The sequence below is a fragment of the Nocardiopsis sp. NPDC055824 genome, assembly GCF_053616335.1.
This window is the reverse complement of sequence record NZ_JBSHDN010000005.1, coordinates 1-24,818: the sequence shown is the minus strand read 5'-3', so window position 1 is coordinate 24,818 and position 24,818 is coordinate 1. Positions and strand designations below refer to the sequence as shown.

Annotated in this window: 19 protein-coding genes and 4 riboswitches; of the genes, 9 read left to right on the top strand and 10 right to left on the bottom strand. The window is 75.5% G+C overall.

What is annotated here, in order from left to right; translation table 11 throughout:
• Positions 1-68 precede the first annotated feature (68 nt).
• The 8 genes from ACWGL3_RS02600 (at position 69) to ACWGL3_RS02565 (ending at position 11,131) form a co-directional block, all read left to right on the top strand.
• The gene (locus ACWGL3_RS02600; protein WP_452460706.1) at positions 69-1,151 is read left to right on the top strand and encodes an alpha/beta fold hydrolase; all 1,083 of its coding nucleotides are present in this window, start codon (positions 69-71) and stop codon (positions 1,149-1,151) included.
• Between the two features lie 97 nt (positions 1,152-1,248).
• Positions 1,249-1,458: riboswitch (cobalamin riboswitch) on the top strand.
• A gap of 60 nt (positions 1,459-1,518) precedes the next feature.
• Entirely contained in the window at positions 1,519-2,577 is a 1,059-nt protein-coding gene (locus ACWGL3_RS02595; RefSeq protein WP_452460705.1) for an ABC transporter substrate-binding protein, read from the top strand.
• Entirely contained in the window at positions 2,574-3,590 is a 1,017-nt protein-coding gene (locus tag ACWGL3_RS02590) for a FecCD family ABC transporter permease (RefSeq protein ID WP_267946775.1), read from the top strand. Before ACWGL3_RS02595 ends, ACWGL3_RS02590 begins: the two co-directional genes overlap by 4 nt.
• Positions 3,587-4,405 carry an ABC transporter ATP-binding protein gene (locus tag ACWGL3_RS02585; RefSeq protein ID WP_267946774.1) on the top strand — a complete coding sequence of 273 codons (819 nt, stop codon included), beginning with the start codon at positions 3,587-3,589 and terminating at the stop codon, positions 4,403-4,405. The genes ACWGL3_RS02590 and ACWGL3_RS02585 overlap by 4 nt, the downstream gene beginning before the upstream one ends.
• A gap of 14 nt (positions 4,406-4,419) precedes the next feature.
• A riboswitch (cobalamin riboswitch) is annotated at positions 4,420-4,557 on the top strand.
• Between the two features lie 34 nt (positions 4,558-4,591).
• A complete protein-coding gene (gene cobN, locus ACWGL3_RS02580; protein WP_452460704.1) occupies positions 4,592-8,182 on the top strand; it encodes a cobaltochelatase subunit CobN in 3,591 nt (1,196 codons plus the stop codon).
• Positions 8,179-8,904 carry a precorrin-6A synthase (deacetylating) gene (gene cobF / locus ACWGL3_RS02575; protein WP_267946772.1) on the top strand — a complete coding sequence of 242 codons (726 nt, stop codon included), beginning with the start codon at positions 8,179-8,181 and terminating at the stop codon, positions 8,902-8,904. Before cobN ends, cobF begins: the two co-directional genes overlap by 4 nt.
• Complete coding sequence (locus tag ACWGL3_RS02570; RefSeq protein ID WP_452460703.1) at positions 8,901-10,382, top strand: cobyric acid synthase; 1,482 nt, start codon at positions 8,901-8,903, stop codon at positions 10,380-10,382. Before cobF ends, ACWGL3_RS02570 begins: the two co-directional genes overlap by 4 nt.
• Complete coding sequence (locus tag ACWGL3_RS02565; RefSeq protein WP_452460702.1) at positions 10,379-11,131, top strand: cobalt-precorrin-6A reductase; 753 nt, start codon at positions 10,379-10,381, stop codon at positions 11,129-11,131. The genes ACWGL3_RS02570 and ACWGL3_RS02565 overlap by 4 nt, the downstream gene beginning before the upstream one ends.
• 110 nt (positions 11,132-11,241) lie before the next feature.
• Here ACWGL3_RS02565 and ACWGL3_RS02560 read toward each other — a convergent pair whose 3' ends face one another.
• The 6 genes from ACWGL3_RS02560 to ACWGL3_RS02535 all read right to left on the bottom strand — a co-directional run bounded on the left by ACWGL3_RS02560 (position 11,242) and on the right by ACWGL3_RS02535 (position 19,082).
• Entirely contained in the window at positions 11,242-11,922 is a 681-nt protein-coding gene (locus ACWGL3_RS02560) for a DUF2306 domain-containing protein (protein WP_267946769.1), read from the bottom strand.
• Positions 11,923-12,009: 87 nt separating this feature from the next.
• Entirely contained in the window at positions 12,010-12,678 is a 669-nt protein-coding gene (locus tag ACWGL3_RS02555) for a response regulator transcription factor (protein WP_267946768.1), read from the bottom strand.
• Positions 12,675-13,814, bottom strand: coding sequence for a sensor histidine kinase (locus ACWGL3_RS02550; protein WP_267946767.1), 1,140 nt, complete (start codon positions 13,812-13,814; stop codon positions 12,675-12,677). The genes ACWGL3_RS02555 and ACWGL3_RS02550 overlap by 4 nt, the downstream gene beginning before the upstream one ends.
• Positions 13,815-13,891: 77 nt before the next feature.
• Entirely contained in the window at positions 13,892-16,282 is a 2,391-nt protein-coding gene (locus ACWGL3_RS02545; protein ID WP_452460701.1) for a cobyrinate a,c-diamide synthase, read from the bottom strand.
• Between the two features lie 77 nt (positions 16,283-16,359).
• Positions 16,360-16,974 carry a cob(I)yrinic acid a,c-diamide adenosyltransferase gene (gene cobO / locus ACWGL3_RS02540; protein ID WP_267946763.1) on the bottom strand — a complete coding sequence of 205 codons (615 nt, stop codon included), beginning with the start codon at positions 16,972-16,974 and terminating at the stop codon, positions 16,360-16,362.
• Positions 16,974-19,082 carry a VWA domain-containing protein gene (locus tag ACWGL3_RS02535; RefSeq protein ID WP_452460725.1) on the bottom strand — a complete coding sequence of 703 codons (2,109 nt, stop codon included), beginning with the start codon at positions 19,080-19,082 and terminating at the stop codon, positions 16,974-16,976. Before ACWGL3_RS02535 ends, cobO begins: the two co-directional genes overlap by 1 nt.
• 33 nt (positions 19,083-19,115) lie before the next feature.
• Positions 19,116-19,252: riboswitch (cobalamin riboswitch) on the bottom strand.
• 56 nt (positions 19,253-19,308) lie between these two features.
• Between ACWGL3_RS02535 and cbiE the strand changes: the two genes are divergently transcribed.
• Positions 19,309-20,547: a precorrin-6y C5,15-methyltransferase (decarboxylating) subunit CbiE gene (cbiE, locus tag ACWGL3_RS02530; RefSeq protein WP_267946762.1), complete on the top strand. Its 1,239-nt coding sequence runs from the start codon at positions 19,309-19,311 to the stop codon at positions 20,545-20,547.
• Here cbiE and ACWGL3_RS02525 read toward each other — a convergent pair.
• Genes ACWGL3_RS02525 through ACWGL3_RS02510 form a run of 4 tightly spaced genes read right to left on the bottom strand, consistent with a single transcriptional unit; the run spans position 20,530 to position 24,399 of the window.
• Positions 20,530-21,312, bottom strand: coding sequence for a cobalt-precorrin-4/precorrin-4 C(11)-methyltransferase (locus ACWGL3_RS02525; protein WP_267946761.1), 783 nt, complete (start codon positions 21,310-21,312; stop codon positions 20,530-20,532). The two genes, cbiE and ACWGL3_RS02525, sit on opposite strands and share 18 nt — an antisense overlap.
• Positions 21,297-22,811 carry a precorrin-2 C(20)-methyltransferase gene (locus ACWGL3_RS02520; protein ID WP_267946760.1) on the bottom strand — a complete coding sequence of 505 codons (1,515 nt, stop codon included), beginning with the start codon at positions 22,809-22,811 and terminating at the stop codon, positions 21,297-21,299. Before ACWGL3_RS02520 ends, ACWGL3_RS02525 begins: the two co-directional genes overlap by 16 nt.
• The gene (locus ACWGL3_RS02515; protein WP_452460700.1) at positions 22,808-23,473 is read right to left on the bottom strand and encodes a precorrin-8X methylmutase; all 666 of its coding nucleotides are present in this window, start codon (positions 23,471-23,473) and stop codon (positions 22,808-22,810) included. The genes ACWGL3_RS02520 and ACWGL3_RS02515 overlap by 4 nt, the downstream gene beginning before the upstream one ends.
• A complete protein-coding gene (locus ACWGL3_RS02510; RefSeq protein ID WP_452460699.1) occupies positions 23,470-24,399 on the bottom strand; it encodes a nitrite reductase in 930 nt (309 codons plus the stop codon). The genes ACWGL3_RS02515 and ACWGL3_RS02510 overlap by 4 nt, the downstream gene beginning before the upstream one ends.
• A 54-nt stretch (positions 24,400-24,453) precedes the next feature.
• Positions 24,454-24,657: riboswitch (cobalamin riboswitch) on the bottom strand.
• Positions 24,658-24,818 lie beyond the last annotated feature (161 nt).

Here is a 24,818-nt window from a genome sequence, read left to right as displayed (position 1 = left end):
CAGCAATTTTCAGTGCCATAAGTGGAGATCCTGTCGAGACTGGGCGCACCTCGACAGAAAGAGCCCCCGTGAGCACCGACCAAGCGACCACGTCCGGGGACGGCGTCCGCGCCCCCGGACCGACAACCACCCCGCGGCCGTTCCCGCGCAGCCTCCTCCGATCCGCGCGGGCGACGGTGGCCCTCCTGGCCGCCCTCCTGCTCATGGTCGGCGCCGCGGCCTGCGCCACGCCGGCCCCCGAGGAGGAGGTTCCCCCCTACGCGGCCGCCACCCGGGGCGACCCCGAGTTCGAGGGAACGTTCCGGCACGAGTTCGCCGACGTCGACGGGGTCCGCATGCACTACGTGACCGGCGGCAGCGGCACGCCGTTGGTGCTGATCCACGGCTGGCCGCAGACCTGGTACGGCTGGTGGTCGATCATGCCGGAACTCGCCGAGCACCACACCGTCTACGCCGTCGACCTCCCCGGACTGGGCGACAGCGCCGGTTCGCCGACCGGTTACGACAAAGCCACTCTGGCCGGGTACGTACACACCCTGATCGCCGACGAGCTCGGGGTGGTCGACGCCGGCGTCGTCGGGCACGACCTCGGAGCCGCGGTGGCCTTCCAGTACGCCGCCCGGTTCCCCGAGGACACCGAACGCCTCGGCTACCTCGACCTGCCGCTCCCCGGGCCCGGGATCGACGCGTCCGCCTACCGCTCGATGAGCTGGCACATCGCCTTCCACTCCCAGCCCGAGATCCCCGAGACGGTGGTCGGCGACGACGTCCGCGACTACCTGGCGCTGTTCTACCCCCAGGTCTCCTTCAACGGGACGGCGTTCGGGGGCACCTCGGACCGGTCCCCGTTCACCGAGGCCGAGATCGACGAGTACGCGCGGACCTACGCCAGGCCCGAGGCCCTCACCGGCGGTTTCGACCTCTACCGCACCCTCGACGAGGACGTCCGCGACACCGTGGAAGCGGAACCGGTCGACGTCCCGGTCCTGGTCATGACCGCCCAGGGGCAGCTCGACCCGGTCCGGGCCACCGTGGACACGCGCATGACCGACATCGTGCGCGCGGTGGAGGTGCCGGGCGCGGGGCACTGGCTCGTCGAGGAGAACCCCGAGTTCGTCACCGCGGAGCTGCTTCGCTTCCTCGACGGGTGACCCGGCCCCGGGGGCGGCGTTCCGGCACGTCGCCCGGGCGGCCGCCCCGGTGCGGCCGCCCGGGGCCCCGCCCGCCCCGGAGGGCGCGCGGGGCCCTTGGTACCCTTCCGGGGCCAGTCGTACCACCTAGGTGGTCAGGGAATCCGGTGCGAATCCGGAGCTGACGCGCAGCGGTGTGGGGGACGGGCGGGGTACACGAGCCACTGGGGCACGCGCGCGGACGGAAGCGCCCGCGCGCACCGCCCTGGGAAGGCACCCCGTCCGGAGGAACCCGAGTCCGAAGACCTGCTGGCCCCTCCGCGTCGAGTGCGCGGAGGCGCATCCATGCCAGGCTCCGCGTTCGAGTCCCGACACCTGAGGCATACCCATGTCGCGCCACGCCCTCCTGTCCTCCGCCCTCCCCTCCCTCGCCCTCCTGCTCGCCCCCGTCCTCGCCCTCACCGCCTGCGGCCCGCAGGACGACCGGGGCGGCGACGGCACCGAAGCGGCCGCCGGGTCCGGCTACCCCCGCACCGTCGACAACTGCGGCCACGAGGTCACCCTCGACGCGCCCCCGCAGCGGGCGGTCTCCCTCAACCAGGGCACCACCGAGATCCTCCTCTCCCTGGGCCTGGAGGACCAGGTGGTCGGCACCGCCACCTGGACCGACCCGATCATGGAGGGATTGGAGGAGGCCAACGGGGACATCCCGCGGCTGGCCGAGAACAACCCCTCCTTCGAGCGGGTCCTGGAGGCCGAGCCCGACCTCGTGACCGCGTCCTTCGTCTCCACACTCGGCGCCGGCGGGGTCGCCACCCGCGAACAGTTCGAGGAGCTGGGCGTGCCCTCGTACGTCTCCCCGACCGACTGCGCCGCGGGCAAGGACAACGAGGGCGGCGGGGACGGCTCCCGGAGCGAGCCGCTCACCCTGGACGCCGTCTACGGCGAGATCCACGACCTGGCCGAGATCTTCGGCGTGGAGGAACGCGGGGAGGAGCTCGTCGGGGAGCTCCGGGACCGGGTGGACGCCGCGACCGAGGACCTGGAGGTCGAGGACGTCTCCCTCATGTACTGGTTCGCCAACGCGCAGTCGCCCTACCTCGCGGGCTGCTGCGGCGCCCCCGGCGCCATCACCGGGGCCGTCGGCGCGAAGAACGCCTTCGACGACACCCACAGCGAATGGCCCCAGATCAACTGGGAGACCGTCGCGGACCGCGACCCCGACGTCATCGTGCTCGGCGACCTGACCCGCGACTCCCAGACCGCGGAGAGCGCGGCGGCCAAGATCGAGTTCCTGGAGGACAACCCGGCCACCCGCAACCTCACCGCCGTGCGGGAGGAGCGGTACGTCCTGCTCAGCGGCCAGGCGATGAACCCCTCGATCCGCACGGTCGAGGGCATCGAACTGGTCGCCGACGGCCTGCGCGAGCTCGGGTACGCCCGTTGAGCGGTGCGCGCCCGGCGCTGCTCGTCACCTCCGGCCTGCTGCTCCTCGGCCTGTCGGTCTCGGTCGCCGTCACCATCGGGCCCGCCGACCTCACCCCCGCCGAGGTCTGGAGGTCGGCCGCCGCCCGGTTCGGGTGGGGCGAAAGCCCCCTGACGCGGTTGCGCGAGGGCATCGTGTGGAACCTGCGCATGCCCCGCACCCTGCTCGCCGCGGTCTGCGGGGCCGGCCTGGCCGTGTGCGGCGCGGTCATGCAGTCCCTGCTCCGCAACCCGCTGGCGGACCCCTTCGTGCTCGGGGTCTCCTCCGGCGCCTCCACCGGGGCGGTCCTCGTGACCGTGCTCGGCTGGGGCGCCGGAGCGGTCTCGCTCCCGGCGGGGGCCTTCGCGGGCGCCCTGCTCTCCTTCGGCATGGTGATGCTGCTCAGCCACAGCCTCGGCGGGAGCATGGACCGCGTCGTGCTGTCCGGGGTCGCGGCCATGCAGCTGTTCTCCGCGCTGACCTCGTTCATCGTGCTGACCTCGGCGGACGCCGACACCACGCGCGCGGTGCTGTTCTGGCTGCTGGGCTCCCTCGGCGGCGCCGGATGGACCGACGTGCTCCTGTGCGCCGCGGTGCTGTGCCTCGTGCTCGCCGTCTGCCTCGCCCACACCACCACCCTGGACGCCTTCGCCTTCGGCGAGGAGGCCGCGGCGAACCTGGGCGTCCGGGTGGGGCGGGCCCGCGTGCTGCTGCTGAGCGCCACCGCGCTGCTCACGGCGGTGCTGGTCAGCTCCACGGGCGCGATCGGGTTCGTGGGCCTGGTCCTGCCGCACGCCGCACGGGCCCTCACCGGCTCCTCCCACGCCCGACTGCTGCCGGTCACCGCGCTGGCGGGGGCGGTCTTCCTGGTGTGGGTGGACACGGTCGCCCGGACCGCGCTGGACCCGCAGGAGATCCCGGTGGGGGTGGTCACCTCCCTCATCGGGGTGCCCGCCTTCGTCGCCGTGCTGTACCGAGTGAGGAGGAAGACGTGAACCACCCGGTCCGGGCCCCGGGGGAGGGGCTGCGCGCCGACCGGGTCAGCCTCGGGATCGGCGGCCGTCTCGTGCTCGACGGCGTCACCCTCGCCACCCGCCCCGGTGAGACCGTCGGCCTGCTGGGACCCAACGGGTCGGGCAAGTCCACCCTGCTGCGGCTGCTCGCCGGGGTGCTCGCCCCCTCCGCCGGGGCGGTCACCCTGGACGGCCGGCCGCTGGACCGGGTCGGCCGCCGGGCCGTGGCACGGCGGGTGGCCACCGTCCAGCAGCAGGCGCACACCCAGACCGAGCTGACGGTCCGCGAGGTGGTGGCCCTGGGACGCATCCCGCACCGCCGGTCCTGGACGCCCATGACCCCGGCCGACCTGGAGGCCGTGGCGCGGGCGCTGGAGCGCACCGGACTGGCGGACCGGGCCGACCAGTCCTGGCACACCCTGTCCGGCGGCGAACGCCAGCGCGCCCAGATCGCCCGGGCCCTGGCCCAGGAACCCGGTGAGCTCCTGCTCGACGAACCCACCAACCACCTCGACATCCAGTACCAGCTCGACCTGATGGAGCTGGTCACGGGCCTGCCGGTGACCACCGTGATCGCCCTGCACGACCTCAACCTGGCGGCGATGTACTGCGACCGCCTGGTCGTGCTCCGGGAGGGCCGGGCGGTCGCCGGGGGCACGCCCTCCGAGGTCCTGACCTCCGAACTCATCGGAGAGGTGTACGGGGTCCCGGCCGAGGTCACCCCGGGGGCCGACGGCCCGGTGGTCCGCTTCCTGCGCCGGGGCGCCGTCCCCCCGGGGCGGGCCGACCGCTCCTGACGTCCCCGCCGGGACCGGAGGAGGGGCTCCCGGCTACAGTGTGAATCCTTTGCCCGCGGTACAGGAACCCGGTGAGATTCCGGGGCGGTTCCGCCACTGTGACACCCCGACGAGGGGTGCAGCCAGACACTGGCCCGGGCAGTCCGACCGCCGACGGGGCGAGAACCCCGAGGGAGGAGCCCGGCCATGACGGTCCGGATCGCTCTGCTGTCCACGTCCGACACCGACCTGCTGTCCGCGCGGGCCAGCGGCGCCGCCTACCTGTGGGCCAACCCGTCCCGCGCCTCCGACGCCGAACTCACCGCCGCTGTCGGGCGCGCCGACCTCGTGGTGGTGCGCCTGCTGGGCTCCTCGCACGACCTGTGGCCCGGTCTGGCCGCCGTCCGCGAGCGGGGCACGCCCCTGGTGGTCCTCAGCGGCGAGCAGCAGCCCAGCGCCGAGCTCATGGAGCACTCCACCGTGCCCATCGGGGTGGCGACCGAGGCCCACCGCTACCTGGCCGAGGGCGGTCCGGCCAACCTCGGCCGCCTGCACGCCTTCCTGTCGGACACCGTGCTGCTGACCGGGGAGGGGTTCGAGCCCCCGTCGGCGCTCCCGCCGTGGGGCTTCGCCGAGCGCGAGCGGCCGGACGGCCAGGGACTCCCCGAGGTGGGCATCCTCTACTACCGGGCCCACGAGGCGGGCGGCAACACGGCGTTCGCGCACGCCCTGGCCGACGCCGTCGACGCGACCGGCCGGGCCGTGGGCGTCCCCGTCTTCGCCGGGTCGCTGCGCTCGGCCCCCGACGACCTCTACGAGGCGCTCGGCGGCTTCGACGCCCTGGTGGTCACGGTCCTCGCGGCGGGCGGCAGCGTGCCCGCGTCCGCGAGCGCGGGCGGCGACGACGAGGCCTGGGACGTGGAGCGCATGGCCGCCCTGGACGTCCCCGTCCTCCAGGGCCTGTGCCTGACCAGCTCACGCGCGGACTGGGAGGGTTCCGACGACGGGGTCACCCCGCTCGACTCGGCCACCCAGATCGCCATCCCCGAGTTCGACGGCCGCATCATCACGGTGCCGTTCTCCTTCAAGGAGATCGACAGCGACGGGCTGCCCCGCTACGTCGCCGACCCCGAGCGCTGCACGCGGCTGGCCGGGACCGCCGTCGCCCACGCCCGGCTCCGGCACGTGCCGCCCGCCGAGAAGCGGATCGCCGTGGTCCTGTCCGCCTATCCCACCAAGCACGCGCGCATCGGCAACGCCGTCGGGCTCGACACCCCCCGCTCCCTGGTGCGCCTGCTGCGCCGCCTGCGCCGGGAGGGCTACGACCTGGGCGCGCCCGACGCCCTTCCCGGCCTGGACCTGCCCGACGAGACCGAGGCGGGCGACGCCCTGATCCACGCCCTGATCGCGGCGGGCGGCCAGGACGAGGACTGGCTGACCTCCGTCCAGCTCACCGAGGCCCACGTGCGCATCACCCCCGAGCAGTACGCCGCCTGGACCCGGGACCTGGACCCGGCGCTGAAGGAGGCGATGACCGAGGCGTGGGGCGCCGCACCCGGCAAGCTGTACGTGAACGAACAGGGCGAACTCGTGCTGGCCGCCCTCCGGGCGGGCAACGTCGTCGTGCTGGTCCAGCCCCCGCGCGGTTTCGGCGAGAACCCGATCGCGATCTACCACGACCCCGACCTGGCCCCCAGCCACCACTACCTGGCGGCCTACCGCTGGCTGGAGCACGGGTTCGGCGCGCACGCCGTCGTGCACCTGGGCAAGCACGGCTCCCTGGAGTGGCTGCCCGGGAAGAACGCCGCGCTCTCCGCCGGCTGCGCCACCGACGCGGCCCTGGGCGACCTCCCGCTGGTCTACCCGTTCCTGGTCAACGACCCGGGGGAGGGGGCCCAGGCCAAGCGCCGGGCCCACGCCACGGTCGTCGACCACCTCATCCCCCCGATGGCCCGGGCGGAGAGCTACGGCGACATCGCGCGCCTGGAACAGCTCCTCGACGAGCACGCCAACATCGCGGCGATGGACCCGGCCAAGCTGCCCGCGGTCCGCGGCGAGATCTGGGCCCTGATGCGCGCCGCCGAGATGCACCGCGACCTCGGTCTGGACGAGCGGCCCGGCGACGAGGAGTTCGACGACTTCCTGCTGCACGTCGACGGCTGGCTGTGCGAGATCAAGGACACCCAGATCCGCGACGGCCTGCACGTGCTGGGGGCGGCGCCGGAGGGCACGGCCCGGGTGAACCTGGTCCTGTCCGTGCTCCGCGCCGCCCAGGTCTGGGGAGGCGTGGGCGGCGCGGTGCCCGGCCTGCGGGCCGCCCTCGGCCTCAAGGAGGACGCGCCCACCCAGGAGGTCGACGCGGTGGAGGCGCTGGCCCGGGGCCTGGTCGAGCGCATGGAGGCCGCCGGGTGGGACCCGGCCGCCGCCGCGAGCGCGCACGACGACCCCGGGGTGCGCCGCGTGCTGGAGTTCGCCGCCGAGCAGGTGGTGCCCCGGCTGGCCCGCACCACCGACGAGGTCGACCACGTCCTGCACGCCCTGAACGGCGGTTTCGTCCCGGCGGGCCCGTCCGGCTCCCCGCTGCGCGGACTGGTCAACGTGCTGCCGACCGGCCGCAACTTCTACACGGTCGACCCGCGCGCGGTCCCCTCCCGGCTCGCCTGGCAGACCGGCCAGGCCATGGCGGAGTCCCTGCTGCGCCGCCACCTGGACGAGACCGGGGCCTACCCGGAGTCGGTCGGCCTGTCGGTGTGGGGCACCTCCGCGATGCGCACCTCCGGCGACGACATCGCCGAGGTCCTGGCCCTGCTCGGGGTCCGGCCCGAGTGGGACGAGGCCTCCCGGCGGGTCGGCCGGCTCCACGTGGTGCCGCTGGAGGAGCTGGGGCGTCCGCGCATCGACGTCACGGTGCGCATCTCCGGCTTCTTCCGCGACGCCTTCCCGCACGTGGTCGCCATGCTGGACGACGCGGTCGGCCTCGTCGCCGGGCTCGACGAGCCGGACGAACAGAACTACGTGCGCGCCCACACCAACGCCGACCTGGCCGAGCACGGCGACCGGCGCCGCGCCACCACCCGGATCTTCGGCTCCGCCCCCGGCTCCTACGGCGCGGGCATCCTCCAGGTCGTGGAGTCCGGCAACTGGCGCGACGACCGCGACCTCGCCGAGGTCTACACGGCCTGGGGCGGTTTCGCGTACGGCCGCGACCTCGCCGGCGTGCCCGCGGCCGACGACATGCGGACCAACTACCGCCGGATCAAGGTCGCCGCGAAGAACATCGACAGCGCCGAGCACGACATCGCCGACTCCGACGACTACTTCCAGTACCACGGCGGCATGATCGCCACCGTGCGCGCCCTCAGCGGGGCCGACCCCAAGGCCTACGTCGGCGACTCCACCTCGCCCGACGCGGTGCGCACACGCCCCCTGGCGGACGAGACCGCCCGCGTGTTCCGGGCCCGGGTGGTCAACCCCCGCTGGATCGCGGCCATGCGGCGGCACGGCTACAAGGGCGCCTTCGAGCTGGCCGCGACCGTCGACTACCTGTTCGGCTTCGACGCCACGGCCGGGGTCGTGCACGACTGGATGTACGAGAAGCTCGCCGCCGAGTACGTCCTGGACGCCGAGACCCAGGAGTTCCTGCGCCGCTCCAACCCCTGGGCGCTGCACGGCATCGTCGAGCGCCTGCACGAGGCCGCACGGCGCGGGCTGTGGGCGGAGCCGGACCCGGCCACCCTGGAGGCCCTCACCGAGGTCTACCTGGAGGTCGAGGGGGATCTGGAGGAGCGGTCCGAGTGAGGGTGCGGATCCTGGGGATCGGCATGGGCCCCCACCACGTCACCGGCGAGGTCGCCGAGGCCCTGCGGGGCTGCGACTACGCCGTCGCCGTCCGCAAGGGGGACGACGACGGCCTGTTCGCCCTGCGGCAGGAGGTCTGCGACGCCTTCGGGCTGCCGCTGGTGGCGGTGCCCGACCCCGAGCGCGACCGCGACGACCCCGCCGACTACCCGGCGGCGGTCGCCGACTGGCACGAGGCCCGCGTGGCCGCCTTCGAGCGGGTGCTCGGCGAGCTCGGCGGCACCGCGGCCTTCCTGGTCTGGGGGGACCCCTCCCTGTACGACTCCACCCTGCGCATCGTCGCGCGGATCGCCGAGCGCGGGAACGTCGGCGTGGACTACGACGTGCTGCCCGGGATCAGCGCGCCCCAGGTCCTGGCCGCCCGGCACCGGATCGTGCTGCACGAGGTCGGCCGTCCGGTGCACGTGACCCCGGCGCGGCGGCTGGGCGAGGCCGTCGAGGCGGGGCAGGACAACATCGTCGTCATGCTCGGCGGTCGGCACGGGTTCGAGGGCCTGGAGGACTGGTCCCTCTGGTGGGGGGCCAACCTGGGCGCCGACTCCGAGGAACTGGTCGCCGGACGCGTGGGCGAGGTACTGCCCGAGATCGGGGCGGCGCGGCGGCGGGCCAGGGAGAAGGCGGGCTGGGTGATGGACACCGCGCTGCTGAGGAGGCCGGAGTGACAGGACTCCTGGTCGCCGGAACCACCTCCGACGCGGGCAAGAGCGTGGTCACCACCGCCCTGTGCCGGGCCTTCGCCCGCCGGGGCGTGCGGGTGGCGCCGTACAAGGCGCAGAACATGTCCAACAACTCGATGGTCTGCCACGGCCCGGACGGGCGCCCGGCGGAGATCGGCCGCGCCCAGTGGGTGCAGGCGCTGGCCGCCCGCGCCCTCCCCGAACCCGCGATGAACCCGGTGCTGCTCAAACCGGGCAGCGACCGGCGCAGCCACGCCGTCCTGCTCGGCCACCCCGCCGGGGAGGTGTCCTCCTCCGACTGGGAGGCGGGGCGGCGCCACCTGGCCGAGGCCGCGCACGCCGCCTTCGACGACCTGTCCGCACGCTACGACGTCGTCGTCGCCGAGGGCGCGGGCAGCCCCGCCGAGATCAACCTGCGCGCGGGCGACTACGTGAACATGGGCCTGGCCCGCCACGCGGGGATGCCCGTGGTCGTGGTCGGCGACATCGACCGGGGCGGGGTGTTCGCCGCGATGTACGGGACGGTGGCGCTGCTGGAGCCCGAGGACCAGGCCCTGATCGCCGGTTTCGCGGTCAACAAGTTCCGTGGCGACCACGCCCTGCTCCGGCCGGGGCTGGACGACCTCGAACGGATCACCGGCCGCCGGGTGTTCGGGACCCTGCCGTGGGACCCGGGGCTGTGGCTGGACTCCGAGGACGCCCTCGACCTGGAGGGACGGCGGGCCGACGGGGAGGCGGCGCTGCGGGTGGCGGTGGTGCGCCTGCCCCGGATCAGCAACTTCACCGACGTGGACGCGCTCGGCCTGGAACCCGGGCTCGACGTGGTCTTCGCCTCCGGTCCGCGCGACATCGCCGACGCCGACCTCGTGGTGCTGCCGGGCACCCGTTCCACCCTCGCCGACCTGGCCTGGCTGCGCTCGCGCGGACTGGACACGGCGATCACCGGACACGTCCGCCGCGGACGCCCGCTGCTCGGCGTCTGCGGCGGCTTCCAGATGCTCGGGCACACCGTCACCGACCCCGAAGGGGTCGAGGCCGCCCCCGGGGCATCCGCCGAGGGGCTCGGCCTCCTCGACGTGCGCACCGAGTTCACCGCCGACAAGGTCCTCCGCCTGCCGGAGGGGGAGGCCCTGGGCGCGCCCGCGAGCGGTTACGAGATCCACCACGGCCGGATCACGGTGGGCGGGGGCGCGGAGGAGTTCCTGGGCGGGGCGCGTTCGGGCAACGTCTTCGGGACCATGTGGCACGGCAGCCTGGAGGGCGACGCCTTCCGGGCGGCCTTCCTCGCCCGGACACTGGGGTACGGGCCGTCCGGGACGGACTTCCCCGCCGCGCGCGAGCGGCGCATGGACCTGCTCGCGGACCTCGCGGAGCGGTACCTGGACGTCGACGCGCTGCTGGAGCTGGCCCGCGAGGGTGCGCCCGCCGGGCTCGCCCTGCTCGGTCGGGAAGGCGTGCGATGAGACTCCTGTTGCTGGGCGGCACCTCCGAGGCCCGTGAGCTGGCCGCGCTACTGGTCGGGGCGGGCGTGGACGTGACCACGTCGCTGGCCGGACGGGTGGCCCGGCCGCGCCTGCCGGTGGGGAAGGTGCGGATCGGCGGGTTCGGCGGAGTGCCCGGACTGCGCGCCGCCCTGGCCGACTACGACGCGGTCGTGGACGCCACCCACCCCTTCGCACTCGGCATGACCGCCAACGCGGCCGCCGCCTGCACGGACCTGCCGCTGCTGCGGTTGGAGCGGCCGGGGTGGGAGCCCGACCCGGCCTGGCACCACGCCGACACCCACGAGGAGGCGGCTGAGCTGGCGGCCGGGCTCGGCGAGCGGCCGTTCGTGACGGTCGGCCGCCAGGAGCTGGCCCGCCTCGTGCCCGCCCTGAGCGGGCGCGCGGTCCTGGCCCGGGTGGTGGACGTGCCCGGACTCGAACTCCCCTCCGCCTGGCGGCTGGTGACCAGCCGGGGGCCGTACCGCCTCGACGGTGAGCTGGAGCTGATGGCCGGGCACCGGGCGGACGTGCTCGTCACGAAGGACTCCGGGGGAACCTACACCTGGCCGAAGATGGAAGCCGCCGCCCGGCTCGGCGCCCCGGTCGTGGTGGTGCGGCGCCCGCCCGGCCCCCGGGGCGTGCCCACCGTCCACGACGTGGCGGACGCCTTCGACTGGGTGACCGGCCTGGGCGGGTCCCCGCGGGAAGCCCCCCGGGAAAACCCCTGAGGGCGATGCGTGCCCGGGCGTCGGCCGGACAACCCCCTCTCCCCCGGCCCGGCGCTCCCGGCACCCGTCGGGACCGCCGGGAGTGCCCGCCGACGACCCGGCCACCGCCTTCATCCCGGTGAGCGCTCCGGAACGCGCCGGACGCCGCGGGGGCGACGAAGGGTCCTGTGGATGACCCACTCGGCCACCACCATGTTGATCGCCCACCCCGCTCCCATGAGCAGACCCCTGCTGAGCTCGTCGTACTCACCGACCAGGAGTGTCCAGGGCACGTGGGTCAGCACCTGCGTCCCGGCCCCCTGTCCGATCGCGTAGGCGCGGATCATCCAGGCGCCGTGCCGGGCGAACTCCCGGCGCCGCGCCGCCACGAAGCCCAGGACCAGGGCTGCGGCCATGGCCGTCCCGAGCACCAGCCGCTGCACAGTGAGGAAGCCCGTGTCGATCGCCGGAACCGCGTAGAACAGCGTCATCCACACTCCCGACAGCGCGGCGATCAGCCCCAGGGGGACGAGTATCCGGCCGGAGGCCCTGTGCCAGCGGGGACGTCGGCGGCGCAGTGTCGAGGAGAACTGGAAGGCGCCCAACAGGCAGTAGGGGCTCGCGGTGAGGATGTGCAGCACGACGGGCAGGGGCGAGGCGGCGAAACGGGCGTTGTCGGCGGTGACCGGCGCGCCGGTGGCCAGCTCGCCGAGGCGGAAGGCCCCGGCGATGAGGGGGACGACGCTCAGCACGATCAGGAGGGCGATCACGGTCCACTCGGCCCGGGCCGGGGGTTTCACGGTGGTGGTCATGCCCCGATCGTGGCCGTCGGGAGGGGGCCCGCACATCGGAGGAGGGGCCCGGTTCCGCTCGGCCGAAAGTACGGGTGCCGCACCGTACTACCGGCCCCGGCGCCCCCGCACGCGGCCGGTCTCGTAGGCCCACATGGCGATCTCGACGCGGTTACGGGCCCCGAGCTTGGCCATCAGGCTCGTGATGTGGGTCTTCACCGTGCTCAGCGCGATGTGGAACTCCTCGCCGATCTCGGTGTTGGTACGACCGTGCGCCACGGCGGCGAGGACCTGCTCCTCCCGGCCGGTCAGGGGCTGCAGGGGCTGGGCCGGGGGCCCGGTCGGCCCGGAACCGGCGAACGCGTCGAGCAGCCGGGCGGTCACGCTCGGGGCGATGAGCGCCTCACCCGCCGCGGCGGCGTGCACGGCCCGGGTGAGCAGGTCGGTACCGGCGTCCTTGAGCAGGAACCCCCGGGCACCCGCCCTGAGGGCGGCGTAGACGTACTCGTCGAGATCGAAGACGGTGATGACGACCACGGCGAGGGGATCCTCGACCTCCGGTCCGGCGAGGGCGCGGGTCGCCTCCACACCGTCGAGGACGGGCATCCGGATGTCGAACAGGCACACGTCCGGGCGCAGCCGTCGCCCCAGTTCCACGGCCTCGCGCCCGTCGGCGGCCCGGCCGACCACCTCGATGCCGGGTTGGGCGTCCAGGATCATGGACAGGCCGGTACGCACGATCTCCTGGTCGTCGGCCACGACCACCCGGATACTCACGCGGGCGCCCCCGAACGGGGCAGCACGGCGGTCACGGTCCAGCCCCCGTCAGGGTTCGGGGCCGCTTCGCAGGTGCCTCCGAGCAGTTCGGCGCGCTCCGCCATGCCGATGATCCCGTACCCCGGCGGAGCGGCCGGTCGCAGGCGGCCGGTGTCACCGTCGTCGCTCACACTCAGGCGCACCGAGGCGTCGTCGGCGTCGACGCGGACCCTGACGAGGCCGGCGTCGCGGGCGTGGCGCCGGGCGTTGGTGACCGACTCCCGGGCCAGGCGGTGGAGAGCGGCCGTGACCGCCGGTGCGAGGTCGTGGAGAGCGCCGCTGATCTCCACCTCCACGGCCGGGCCGGGTCCGGCCCGGCAGGCGAGTTCCTCCAGGTCACCGAGGTGAGGGCTGGGCGCCCGTTCGGCGGGTTCGCCCCGGCGCAGGGCGCGGACCATGGTGCGCATCTCGCCCAGGGCGCGCGAGGCCTCGGACTCGATCACCGCGAGGGCCTCGACGGCGGCCTCCGGCCTGGTCCGGGCGACCGCCTGCCCGGCCTGGGCGCGGATCGCCATGGCCGAGACGTGGTGGGCGATGGTGTCGTGCAGTTCACGGGCGATGTCTTCGCGTTCGAGCAGTCGGGCGCGGTCGATCTCGCGCGCCCTGGCCCTGCCCCGGTACCGCAGCGCCGCGCCGAGGGCGCCGGTGGCGAACAGGACGGCGGCACCGCCCAGGAGGTCCGCCGCCTGCGCCGCGTCGAGGAACAGGTCGACGGAGGAGGACAGGAGGACGATCGCGGCCCCCGCCGCGACCTCCCTGCCGGACCCCCACCGCACCAGAGCGTAGGGCAGCGCCAGGAAGTACACCGTCGCGTACATCTGCCCGGCCCCTCCACCGGTCGCCAGGGTGAGCACGATCGCGCTGCCGAAGACCGCCGCGACCACGAGCAGCGGGCGGGTCCGCCGCCACAGCAGGGCGGGGGCCAGGCCGGCGACCACCGCGACGGTCGGGACCGGCCAGGGCAGGTCCGGCCGCAGGGCGCCTTCGGTCAGCGCCGCCAGTGCGCACACCACGACGAGGGCCCCGTCCCACCACGTGGGCCCCCGAGCGCCGGGAGGGCGGGGTTCGTTCCACAGGGAACGGAGTAAGCCGTGCACAGCTACAGGCTAGCCGGACCGCTCCTCCGGCGGATCGGCCGAAAGTCGGAGGAGAGGTCGCCCGGGTGGACGTTCCGCTACACCCGCGCCAGGGCGGCGAGCAGCTTCCGTGTGGTCTCGGGCGGGCGCACGGCCACGCGCACCCAGTCGGCGTCCAGACCCGGGAAGGTGTCGGCCCGGCGTACGGCGATGCCCTGTTCGCGCAGCCGCGCGTGGACCCCCTCGCCCGCCTTCACCAGTACGAAAGGCGCCCGGGAGGGCACGAACCCGATCCCTGCTCCGCGCAGCCCCGCCTCCAGGACGGCGCGCCAGTCACCGAACTCCTCCGCGCGGCGCTCCGCCTCCGCGCCCGCCTCCTCGCTCGTGCAGGCGACGGTGGCGGCGACGGCGGGCGCGGACACCGACCAGGGCGTCTGCACCCGGGCCAGACCGCGCACGACGGCCTCGTCGCCGACCGCGTACCCGGCGCGGATACCCGGGACCGACCAGTGCTTGGTGAGACTGCGCAGCACCACCAGGCCCCCGATCCGCTCACCGGCCAAGGACTCCGGTTCCCCGGGAAGGGCGTCCATGAACGCCTCGTCCACCACGACCAGCCGGCCGGGCCGGCACAGCCCGCGCAGTGCCTCGGCCGGGTGCAGGACACCGGTGGGGTTGGTGGGGTTGCCGATCACCACCAGGTCCGCGTCCTCGGGGACGGCGGCGGGATCGAGGGTGAAACCCCGGCTCTCCGGGCACAGCACGGCGGTGACGGTGTGCCCGGCCTGCTCCAGGGCGGCGTGCGGCTCGGTGAACTGGGGGTGCACGACGACGGGCCGACGCCACGGCCGCAAGCGGGCGACCAGGGTGAACGCCTCTGCCGCGCCCGCCGTCGGCAGGACCTCGGCGGGCCGCCGCGCGTGCCGGCGCGCGACGGCCTCGCGCGCGGGCGCGGGGTCGGGGTAGACGTCCGCGTGGTCCAGGCTCTCGCGCAGGGCCCGGTCGAGCCAGGCGGGCCGTTCCCCCGGATAGACGTTGACCGCGAAGTCGAGCATGCCGCCGCGCGCCTCCACGTCGCCGTGGTGGCGCAGCGGGTCGGCCACCGGTCCGGCGCCGGGGACGGCCGCCGTCCGGGCGGCGGGGGAGGGCACGGCGGGTGCCGGAACCGGAGCCGGTGCTCTGTGCACGGCCTCGGCGAACCTCGCGGCGAGCTGCGGGTGCCCGGCCCAGTGCACGTGCAGGTAGGAGGCGTGCAGGGTCGGGGAGGCGAAGCCCTCCGGCGCGCCGTCGACCACCCAGGCCGGGTGGTCCCCGTGCCCGGGTGTGAGCGCCGTGCGGTGGAACTCGTGGCCGGTGACCCGCTCCCCGGCCCGGGTCAGCAGCGTGTCCCCCGGCGAGACCGCCTCGGGGTAGCGCAGGGTGAGCCGCTCCGTCATGCGGGCGACGGCCGGGACGGCACCCGCCATGGCGTGGCCGTCGAGCGCGCCGGCGAGGTAGAGCAGGCCGGCGCACTCGGCGACCGTCGGGACCCCGCCGCGGACCGCCTCGCGCAGCTCGGCCAGCAGGCCCCGGTTCGCGGCGAGCCCGCCCGCGTACACCTCCGGGAAGCCGCCGCCCAGGTAGAGGCCCCGGGTACCGGCCGGCAGGCCGGCGTCCTCCAGGGGGTCGAACGCGACGACCTCGCACCCGGCGGCGGTGAGCAGCTCCTCGGTCTCGGTGTAGCGGAAGGTGAAGGTCCGGCCCCCGGCCACGGCGACCACCGGACGCGGGCCCGCGCCCGGGGCCGCCACCTCCGCGGCCGGGTCCCACGGGCGGGCGTCCAGCGCGGGCGCGGAGCGGGCCGCATCCAGCAGCGCGTCCAGGTCGACATGGCCCGCGATGTGCTCGCCGAGCCGCTCGACCACCCGCGCCGAGTCCTCCCGCTCCGAAGCCGGGACGAGCCCGAGGTGGCGGGACGGACTGGCGATCCGCTCGTCGCGGGGGACCACGCCGAGGACCGGCAGGCCGACCGAGCGGGTGATCTCGGCGACGTTGCGCGCAGAACCGGCCTTGTTGAGGAGCACGCCGACGACCTCGACCGCCGGGTCGTAGGCGGCCATGCCCGCCACCAGAGCACCCACCGACCGGGACATGCGGGACACGTCCACGACCAGGACAACGGGCGTGCGGGTCAGGGCCGCGACGTGCGCGGAGGAGGCGAAGCCGTCGGTGCCGATCCGCCCGTCGTGCAGCCCCATCACCCCTTCGACGACGGCCGCGTCCGCGCCCCGGGCCCCGTGCAGGAGCAGCGGCGCCACCCGCTCCTCCCCGACCAGGTGGGGGTCGAGGTTGCGGCCGGGGCGGCCGGTGGCCAGGGCGTGGTACCCGGGGTCGATGTAGTCCGGGCCGACCTTGTGGCCGCTGACGGCGAGCCCGGCGTCGCGGAGCGCGGCCATCAGCCCGGCGGCGACCGTGGTCTTGCCCTGCCCGGTCATGGGAGCGGCGACCATCAGCCTCGGCAGGGCCGCCGGCCGTGCCGGGGGCGCCGAACGGGACGGCCCCGTCGGCCCCGGGGCCGACGGGGTTCTCACCACTCGATCCCCCGCTGGCCCTTGCGGCCCGCGTCCATCGGGTGCTTGACCTTGGTCATCTCGGTGACCAGGTCCGCCGCCTCCAGGAGCTCGGGGGCGGCGCGGCGGCCCGTGACGATCACGTGCTGGCGGCCCGGACGGTCGCGCAGGGCGGTCACGACGTCCTCGACGTCGACCCAGCCCCAGTGGATCGGGTAGGTGAACTCGTCGAGGATGAGCAGGTCGTGCGTCTGCTCGGCGAGCCTGCGCTTGATCTCCGCCCATCCCTCGGCCGCGTCCGCCGCGTGGTCCTCGTCGCTGCCCCGGCGGCGGCTCCAGGACCAGCCCGAGCCCATCTTGTGCCACTCCACGGGGCCGCCCTCGCCGGTCTCCTCGTGCAGCCTCCCCAGGCGTTCGAGCACGGTCTGCTCGCCGATGCGCCACTTCGCCGACTTCACGAACTGGAACACCCCGATCCGCCAGCCCTGGTTCCAGCCGCGCAGCGCGAGCCCGAACGCGGCGGTCGACTTGCCCTTGCCGTCCCCGGTGTGGACGGCGAGCACGGGCTGGTTGCGGCGCTGCCGGGTGGTGAGCCCGTCGTCGGGGACGACGGACGGTCTGCCCTGGGGCATCAGGCGGCCCTCTCTCTCACGGCGTTTCCCAAGGTGTCGGCGCTGACCTCGTCGACGGGCAGGTGTTCGGCGCCCATGCGGGCGGCGAGGGCGGCGGCCAGGCCCAGGCGCAGCGGGCCGGACTCGCCGTCCACGACGACGGTGGCCACGCCCAGGCCGGCGACGTGGTCGGCGGCCTGCAGCGACCGGCCGACCGCACCCCGTCCGCCGGTGGCCCGGCCGTCGGTCACCAGGACGAGCAGGGGGCGCTGCCTCGGGTCGCGCAGGCGCTCGCGCCGCAGGACCCGGGCGGCCTCCAGCAGGCCCTCGGCGAGCGGGGTGCGCCCCCCGGCGGGCAGTGCGTCCAGGCGGGCGGCGGCGGTGTCCACCGAACGGGTCGGGGGCAGCACCAGGTCGGCCGCCGTCCCCCGGAAGGTCACGAGCCCGACCTTGTCGCGGCGCCGGTAGGCGTCCAACAGCAGGGACAGGATTGCGGTCTTGACCTCGCCCATGCGCTTGCGCGCCGCCATGGAGCCGGAGGCGTCGACGCAGAACAGCACCAGGTTGCTCTCCTGGCCCTCGCGCACCGCGACGCGCAGGTCGCCGGGGAGCAGGCCGATCCGGCCGCCGCCGTGCGGGCGGGAGGCCGCCGCCCTGACGGTCTCGACCAGGTGGAGCGGGCCGCCGGAACCCCCGCCGGGCGGTGCGGCCCCGATCCGGCGGCCCCGGGAGCCGAGGGCGCGGCTGCGCCGGCCGTCGGCGCCGGTCCCCGTGCCCCGCGCGGTGAACGTCCGGGGGCGGTAGGGGGCGCCCGCCCCGACCGTGGTGCCGGCCGTGGGCTCGGGCCCGGCCCCGTCCCGCTCGGCGTCCCCGCGGTCCCGGGGGGCTTCCGCCTCCCGGGCGTTCTCCGGCCCACGGGGCGGGACGGAGGACCGGTCCGGTTCGCAGGCGCCGGCCTCCGGGGGCCGGGAGGGGGCCCCGTCCGCGTCCTCGGGGGCGTCGTCCCCGCCGTCCCCGCCGTCATCGGCGGGGGAAGCGGGGTCGTCGGAGCCGGTGGGGCCTTCGGAGCCGCCCGGCGGCTCGGGGCCGTCCGGCGGCGGCTCCTCGTCCCCCAGGACGCGGTCGAGGAGCTCCTCGTCGAGGCCCGGCGCGTCGAAGGGGTTGCGCCGGCGCCGGTGCGGCAGGGCCAGCAGGGCCGCGCGGCGGATGTCGGCCAGGGAGACAGAGGTCCGGCCCTCCCAGGCGGCGTGCGCCAGGGCCGTGCGCGCGGTCACGATGTCGGCGCGCAGGCCGTCGACCTCGAACGCCGCGCACACCTGCGCGATCTTCAGCAGCGCGGCGTCGGACAGCCGGGCGCGCCGGGCCGTCTCCCGGGCCGCCGCGATGCGCTCGGCGAGGGCCTTCTCGGCCCGGTCGTAGCGTTCGGAGAAGGCGGCGGCGTCGGCGTCGTAGGCCATGCGCCTGCGGACCACCTCCACGCGTGCGGCGGGGTCGGAGGGTGCGGCGACCTCGACGGTCAGCCCGAACCGGTCCAGGAGCTGCGGGCGCAGCTCGCCCTCCTCGGGGTTCATCGTCCCGATGAGCAGGAAGCGCGCGGCGTGCTCCACGGAGAACCCGTCGCGCTCCACGGTCACCCGGCCGGTCGCGGCGGCGTCCAGGAGGAGGTCGACCAGGTGGTCGTGGAGCAGGTTGACCTCGTCCACGTAGAGGAGGCCGCGGTGGCCGCGCGCCAGCAGCCCGGGTTCGTAGGCGACCCGGCCGTGCGTGAGCGCCTGTTCCAGGTGCAGCGAGCCCAGGACGCGGTCCTCGGTGGCGCCCACCGGCAGTTCGACCAGGCGCACCGGGCGGCGCTCCACGGCCGTGCCGGGAGGGAAGGGACCATCCGGCGACTCCTGCGCGGGGTCGGCGGGGTCGACGGAGAAGCGGTCGCCCCGGTAGACCTCGACCGGGGGCAGGAGGGGGGCCAGGGCCCGCACCGCGGTGGACTTGGCGGTGCCCTTCTGGCCGCGGACCAGGACGCCGCCGATCTCGGGGGAGACGCTGGCCAGGACGAGGGCCAGGCCCAGGTCGTCGAGCGGTTCGGCGTCGCAGCCGACGATCGCCGAGAAGGGATAGTGGGACGTCCGCAATGGCATGTGAGGCTCCCGCTCGTTTCGCCATCGGTCATGGGCGGGTGCGGGGCCGGTCTTCGGACTCACCGAGTCCTCCTGTACGGAGGCTCGGCTCACCGCAGCGGGCCTGTGCCGGATTCTCACCGGGCTTCCCAGATTCTCCCCGGACGCCGTCCCCACCGTTTCCGATGGCTGGGCAGCCGGGGCACCTCGCACCTTCGGCCGCCACGATAGCGTCCTGCCCATGAAGGTCGAGATGTCCCCTCCCCGAATCACCGTCGTCGGCATCGGCGCCGACGGCTGGCCGGGCGTGCCCGAGAGGCTGCGCGGGCTGGTCCTGGCGGCCGACACGGTGCTGGGCGGGCCCAGGCACCTCGCCATGCTGCCGCGGGCGCCGGGCCAGCGGCGCCGGGCCTGGCCCTCCCCGCTGCGCGAGGGCCTGCCGGACCTGCTCGCCTCCCTGGAGGGCCGCGCCGTCGTCGCACTGGCCTCCGGCGACCCCCTGGTCTCGGGCATCGGCAGCACGCTGATCGACCTGCTCGGAGCGGACGCGGTGCGCGTGGAACCGGCCGTCTCCTCGGTCGCCCTGGCCCGCGCCCGGATGGGGTGGCCGGCGGAGGGGAGCACGGTGCTGTCCCTGGTGGGGCGAGACCCGCACCTGCTGATGCGCGACCTGGCCCCGGGACGCCGCGTCCTGGTGCTCTCCTCGGACGCCGCCACCCCCGGGACGGTCGCCGCCCTGCTGGTCGGAGCGGGCTACGGCGGCAGCCGGATGACCGTCCTCGGCGACCTGGGGGCGGCCGGGGAGTCGCGGTCGGCGAGCAAGGCCCGCGACTGGCTCGGCTCCCCTCCGGAGGAGGTGCCCCGGCTGCACGTACTGGCGCTGGAGCTCTCCGGGCCGACGGGCCTCGGACTGGTCGCCGGGCTGCCCGACGACGCGTTCGAGCACGACGGCCAGCTCACCAAGCGGGACCTGCGCGCCTCGGCGCTGGCCCGGCTGGCGCCCTCCCCGGGGCAGCACCTGTGGGACGTGGGCGCGGGCGCGGGCTCGGTCGGCATCGAGTGGATGCGCGCCCACCCCTCGTGCACGGCCACGGCGGTGGAGGCCGACGCCGGGCGCGCCGAGCGGATCGGCCGCAACGCCGACAGGCTCGGCGTCCCGGGCCTGCGCGTGGTCGCCGGCCGTGCGCCGGACGCGCTGGAGGGGCTGGCCCCGCCCGACGCGGTGTTCGTCGGCGGCGGCGCGACCCGGCCCGGCGTGCTCGACGCCTGCCTGGAGGCGCTGATACCGGGCGGCCGACTCGTGGTGCACGGGGTGACACTGGAGACCGAGCGGCTGCTCGCGGACGCCTACCGGCGCCACGGCGGGGAGCTGACCCGCACCGCCGTGGAGACCGCCGCGCCCATCGGCGCGTTCACCGGATGGTCCCCCGCCCGCACCGTCACCCAGTGGAGCCTGGCCACGTCACCCGGAAGCGCCTGACGAGGGGGCGGCGCCCCTGGGCCGCGCGGGGTCGTACAGGTAGGACTCACCGCCCCCCTCGGGGTCGAGCGCCCACCCGACCAGGATCACCGCCGCCTGCCGGAGCCCCGCCTCCTCCACCAGGCCGGCGACGGTGGAGACCGTCCCGCGCAGCACCGCCTCCTCCGGCTGGCTGGCCCGGTACACGACCACCGCGGGACAGTCCGCGCCGTAGGCGGGGACGATCTCGGCCATGAGCTCCCGCACCCGCCGGATCGCCAGGTGCAGCACCAGCGTGGCCCGCGTCGCCGCGAACGCGCCCAGCGCCTCGGTCTCCGGCATCGCCGTCGACCGGGCGCCGGTCCGGGTCAGCACCACCGACTGGGCCACCAGCGGCACGGTCAGCTCTCGGCCCACCAGCGCCGAGGCGGCCGCGTAGGCGGGCACCCCCGGCGTGACGTCCCACGGGACCCCGTGCGCGTCGAGCCTCCGGGTCTGCTCGGCCAGCGCCGAGTACAGCGAGGGGTCCCCGGAGGTCAGCCGTACGACGTCCCGGTCCGCGGCGTGCGCGGCGACCAGGCGTTCGGTGATGCGGTCCAGGTCCAGACCCTGGGTGTCGACCAGTTCCGCGCCGGGGGCGCAGTGGGAGAGGACCCCGGGGTCCAGGTACGTGCCGGGGTAGAGGACGACGTCGGCCGCGTTGAGCATGCGCGTGGCGCGGACGGTGAGCAGGTCGGCGGCTCCGGGCCCCGCCCCCACGAAGTGCACGGTCACGGCTGCACCCACCTCGGCGTCCAGACCCGGCCCGCCCCGGAGACGCGGGTGCCGGAGGCGCCGACGATGAGCAGGCAGCGCATGTCGACTCCGGCGGGGTCGAGCTCCCCGAGCGTGGTCACCGCCAGGGACTCGCCCTCCCTGCCGACGCTCCGTCCGACGACGACCACGGTGTCGGGCTTGCGGTGCTCCAGCAGGACCTCGCGGGCGGCGGCGACCTGCCCGGTCCGCGAGCGCGAGGCCGGGTTGTAGATCGCCAGCGCCAGGTCGGCCTCGGCGACGGCGCGCAGGCGCCGTTCGATCACCTCCCAGGGCTTGAGCCGGTCCGACAGGCTCATCACCGCGAAGTCACCGCCGACGGGGGCGCCCGCCCGGGCGGCGACCGCCTGCACGGCGCTGACGCCCGGCAGCACCCGGACCGGGACGTCCCGGTAGGCGGGGTCCTCGGCCGCCTCGAACACGGCGGTGGCCATGCCGAACACACCGGCGTCCCCGCCCGAGACCACCGCCACGCTCTCACCGTCGCGGGCGAGCCCGAGGGCGAGGCGGGCGCGGTCGATCTCGACGGTGTTGCCGGAGGCGTGCCGGGTCAGGCCGGCCCGCTGCGGGACGCGGTCGACGTAGGGGCCGTAACCCACCACGTGGTCCACCCCGGCCAGCGCCGCGGAGGCCTCGGGGGTGAGCCAGCGGCCGGGACCGGGCCCCAGGCCGACGACCAGCAGCTCGGCGGCAGGGCCGGCGGGCTCCACGGCCGAGGGTTCCGGCAGGGGCCGGTCGCGCGACCTCCTGCCGTTGCGGCTGTCCCCGGTGACCAGGACCAGGGAGAAGTAGGGCACCGTCGCCGGATCGACCTCGGCCACGGGCAGCCGCCGCTCCCCGTCCATGGAGGCGCGCTCCACGTACACGGCGTGCTCCAGCCGCCCCGCGGACTCCAGCGCCCGGCGCACGGCGGGGAAGGTCCGGCCCAGCTTCATGACCACCGCGGCGTCGGTGTCGGCCAGCCGGCGGGCCAGCTCCGGCTCGGGGAGGGTTCCGGGCAGCACGGTGAGCACGTCGGTCTGCCGGGCCAGGGGGGCCGCCGCCACCGCCGTGGCCGCGGCGAACGCCGGGACCCCGGGCACGATCTCCGTCTCGTACCGCTCGGCCAGCCGGTCGTGCATGTACATGTACGAGCCGTAGAACAGCGGGTCGCCCTCGGAGAGGAGCACGACGTCGCGGCCGGCGTCCAGGTGCGCGGCCAGCCGGGCGGCGGACTCCTCGTAGAAGTCGGCCAGCACCCCCGTGTACCCGCCCGGGTGGTCGGTCGCGCCGGTGGTGACCGGGTAGGTGAGCTGTTCCTCGACCGCCGACCCGGGGATCAGCGACGCGGCGATGCGGCGGGCGTTGGACGCCTTGCCGACCCCGGCGTGGTAGGCGACGACGTCGGCCGCGGCGATGAGCCGTGCGGCCTTGAGGGTGATCAGCTCGGGGTCGCCGGGGCCGACGCCCACCCCGTGGAAACGTCCGGTCACTCCTCCTCCTTGGCGAGTGCGTTGAGAGCGGAACAGGTCATCGCGGAGCCTCCGCGGCGGCCGCGGGCGGTCACGTAGGGGATGTCGGCGCCGAACCGGTCGCCGAACTCCGTCAGCGCCTGCTTGGACTCGGCGGCCCCCACGAAACCGACGGGGCAGCCGACGATCGCGGCCGGGCGCGGCGCCCCGTCGGCCAGCATCTCCAACAGGTGGAAGAGGGCGGTGGGCGCGTTGCCCACGGCGACCACGGCGCCCTCCAGGAACGGTTCCCACAGGGAGACCGCGGCGGCGCTGCGCGTGGTCCCCCACTCGGCGGCGAGGCCGGGGACGCGTTCGTCGCCCAGGAAGCAGAGCACCTCGTTGTCACACGGAAGGCGGCTCGCGGTCACACCGCTGGCCACCATGCGCGCGTCGCACAGGATCGGCGCCCCGGCACGCAGGGCGGAGCGCGCCGCGGACACCAGGCCGGGGTGGACCACCAGGTCCCCGGCGAGGTCGACCTGGCCGGTGCCGTGGATCATCCGCACGGCGAGCCGCTCCGCGTCGGCGGGCAGGTGCCCGAGCTCGGCCTCCTTCCTGATGACGGCGAAGGAGTCCGTGTAGATCGCGGGCCCGTCGTCGATGTAGTCGTAGTGCCGGCCCGGCCGGCGTGGGACGGTCACCGTGCCTCCCCGGGGCTGGAAACGGACTCTCCCGGCACCAGGACGCCGCGCCAGGGTGTGACGACGAGTTCGCCGGACCCGGCGGCGAGCGCCTCCTCGGCGAGGGCCTCGGCGGCCGGACGGTCCAGGCCCTCGTCGGGCACACGCACATGCCGTGCGCCCCCGGGCAGCGGGCCGTACGGCAGCGGCGGGGCGGGAAGCGGGAGCCGCCGGTCCGGTTCCACCGGCCCGGCCAGCGGCGCCGGGAGCTCGGCGACGTGCCACGGCGCCGTGGGCCCCTCCCCGCGACGGTCCAGGAACGCGTCCGCCAGGCGCAGGAGCGCGGCGGGCGCCTCGTCGACCGGCACCAGCGGGCCCCAGCTCTCGCCGATCCTCAGCTGGGCGACGCCCTCGTCCAGGGCGACGAGCCCCAGGTCGCACGGGTGGCCGATCAGGTCGCCGCGCCCGTCGTCCAGGACGAACAGGAAACGGCCGGGCAGGTCGGCGCGGCGCGGGACGGAGCACAGCATCGTGTCCAGGTCCGAGGCGACGGGTCGCAGGTCGGCCCGGCCTCCGCCCGGTCCGGTCCCGGCGGGGCCCGCCGCGCCCGTGCCCGGGGAGACCATCACGTTGCGGACGAGTTCGTGGCTGACGGAGGGCAGCAGGCCGGTCTCCGCCAGGGCCCGGACCACCTCGGGCCCCAACCGCCCCGCGTTTCCCGGCAGCGCGCGCAGTTGCAGGTTCGCGCGGCCGGTGACGTGGACACGGCCGGAGCCGTACCGGTCGGCCACCGCGGCGAGGGCGCGCAGCGAGGAGGCGCCGACACCGCCGCCGATGAGCCGGAGCCTGACCAGCAGGCCGTCCTCGGCGGGCCAGGGTCTCAGCACGCCGGGGCAGCGGTCGCGGCGCGTACGGCGCGTGGAGGGGGGAGAACCGGGCGGGGACATGCGCGTCCTTCGGGTCAGGGGCTCGTTCGCGGAGCCCGCGGATGACTCGGCGGACCGTGGCCGCCGGTGCCAGCAGGTCTTCGGACTCGGATTCGACCGGTGCGGAGCGCCTTCCCGGAGCCGTGCTCCAGTGGCTGTCCCGGGGAGTGCTCCCCGGACGTGCCCGCCCGTCATCCTCACCGCTGCGCGTCAGTCCCGGATTCCCACCGGGTTCCCTGACCCCACCAAGTGGAGTTCGACTGGCCCGACGAGGGTACCCCGACCCCCTCCTGCCTGCTCCGGGGGACGTCGCCTTGCCGTGCCGGCCTCCGGCGGCGGCCCCGGGCGGTCCGGCCGGGGCGGACCGGGCGACCGGCCCCGTCCCCGGGCCCGCAGACCGGATGACCGGACGACATGAAGGGGCCCCGCCCTCCGAGGAG

What these genes read in the sequence shown, in the direction of transcription:
- ACWGL3_RS02595 (WP_452460705.1), top strand. Translation starts at nt 1,519, where the DNA reads ATGTCGCGCCACGCCCTCCTGTCCTCCGCCCTCCCCTCCCTCGCCCTC.
- cobN (WP_452460704.1), top strand. Translation starts at nt 4,592, where the DNA reads ATGACGGTCCGGATCGCTCTGCTGTCCACGTCCGACACCGACCTGCTG.
- ACWGL3_RS02565 (WP_452460702.1), top strand. Translation starts at nt 10,379, where the DNA reads ATGAGACTCCTGTTGCTGGGCGGCACCTCCGAGGCCCGTGAGCTGGCC.
- ACWGL3_RS02560 (WP_267946769.1), bottom strand. Translation starts at nt 11,922, where the DNA reads ATGACCACCACCGTGAAACCCCCGGCCCGGGCCGAGTGGACCGTGATC.
- ACWGL3_RS02545 (WP_452460701.1), bottom strand. Translation starts at nt 16,282, where the DNA reads ATGGTCGCCGCTCCCATGACCGGGCAGGGCAAGACCACGGTCGCCGCC.
- cobO (WP_267946763.1), bottom strand. Translation starts at nt 16,974, where the DNA reads ATGCCCCAGGGCAGACCGTCCGTCGTCCCCGACGACGGGCTCACCACC.
- cbiE (WP_267946762.1), top strand. Translation starts at nt 19,309, where the DNA reads ATGAAGGTCGAGATGTCCCCTCCCCGAATCACCGTCGTCGGCATCGGC.
- ACWGL3_RS02510 (WP_452460699.1), bottom strand. Translation starts at nt 24,399, where the DNA reads ATGTCCCCGCCCGGTTCTCCCCCCTCCACGCGCCGTACGCGCCGCGAC.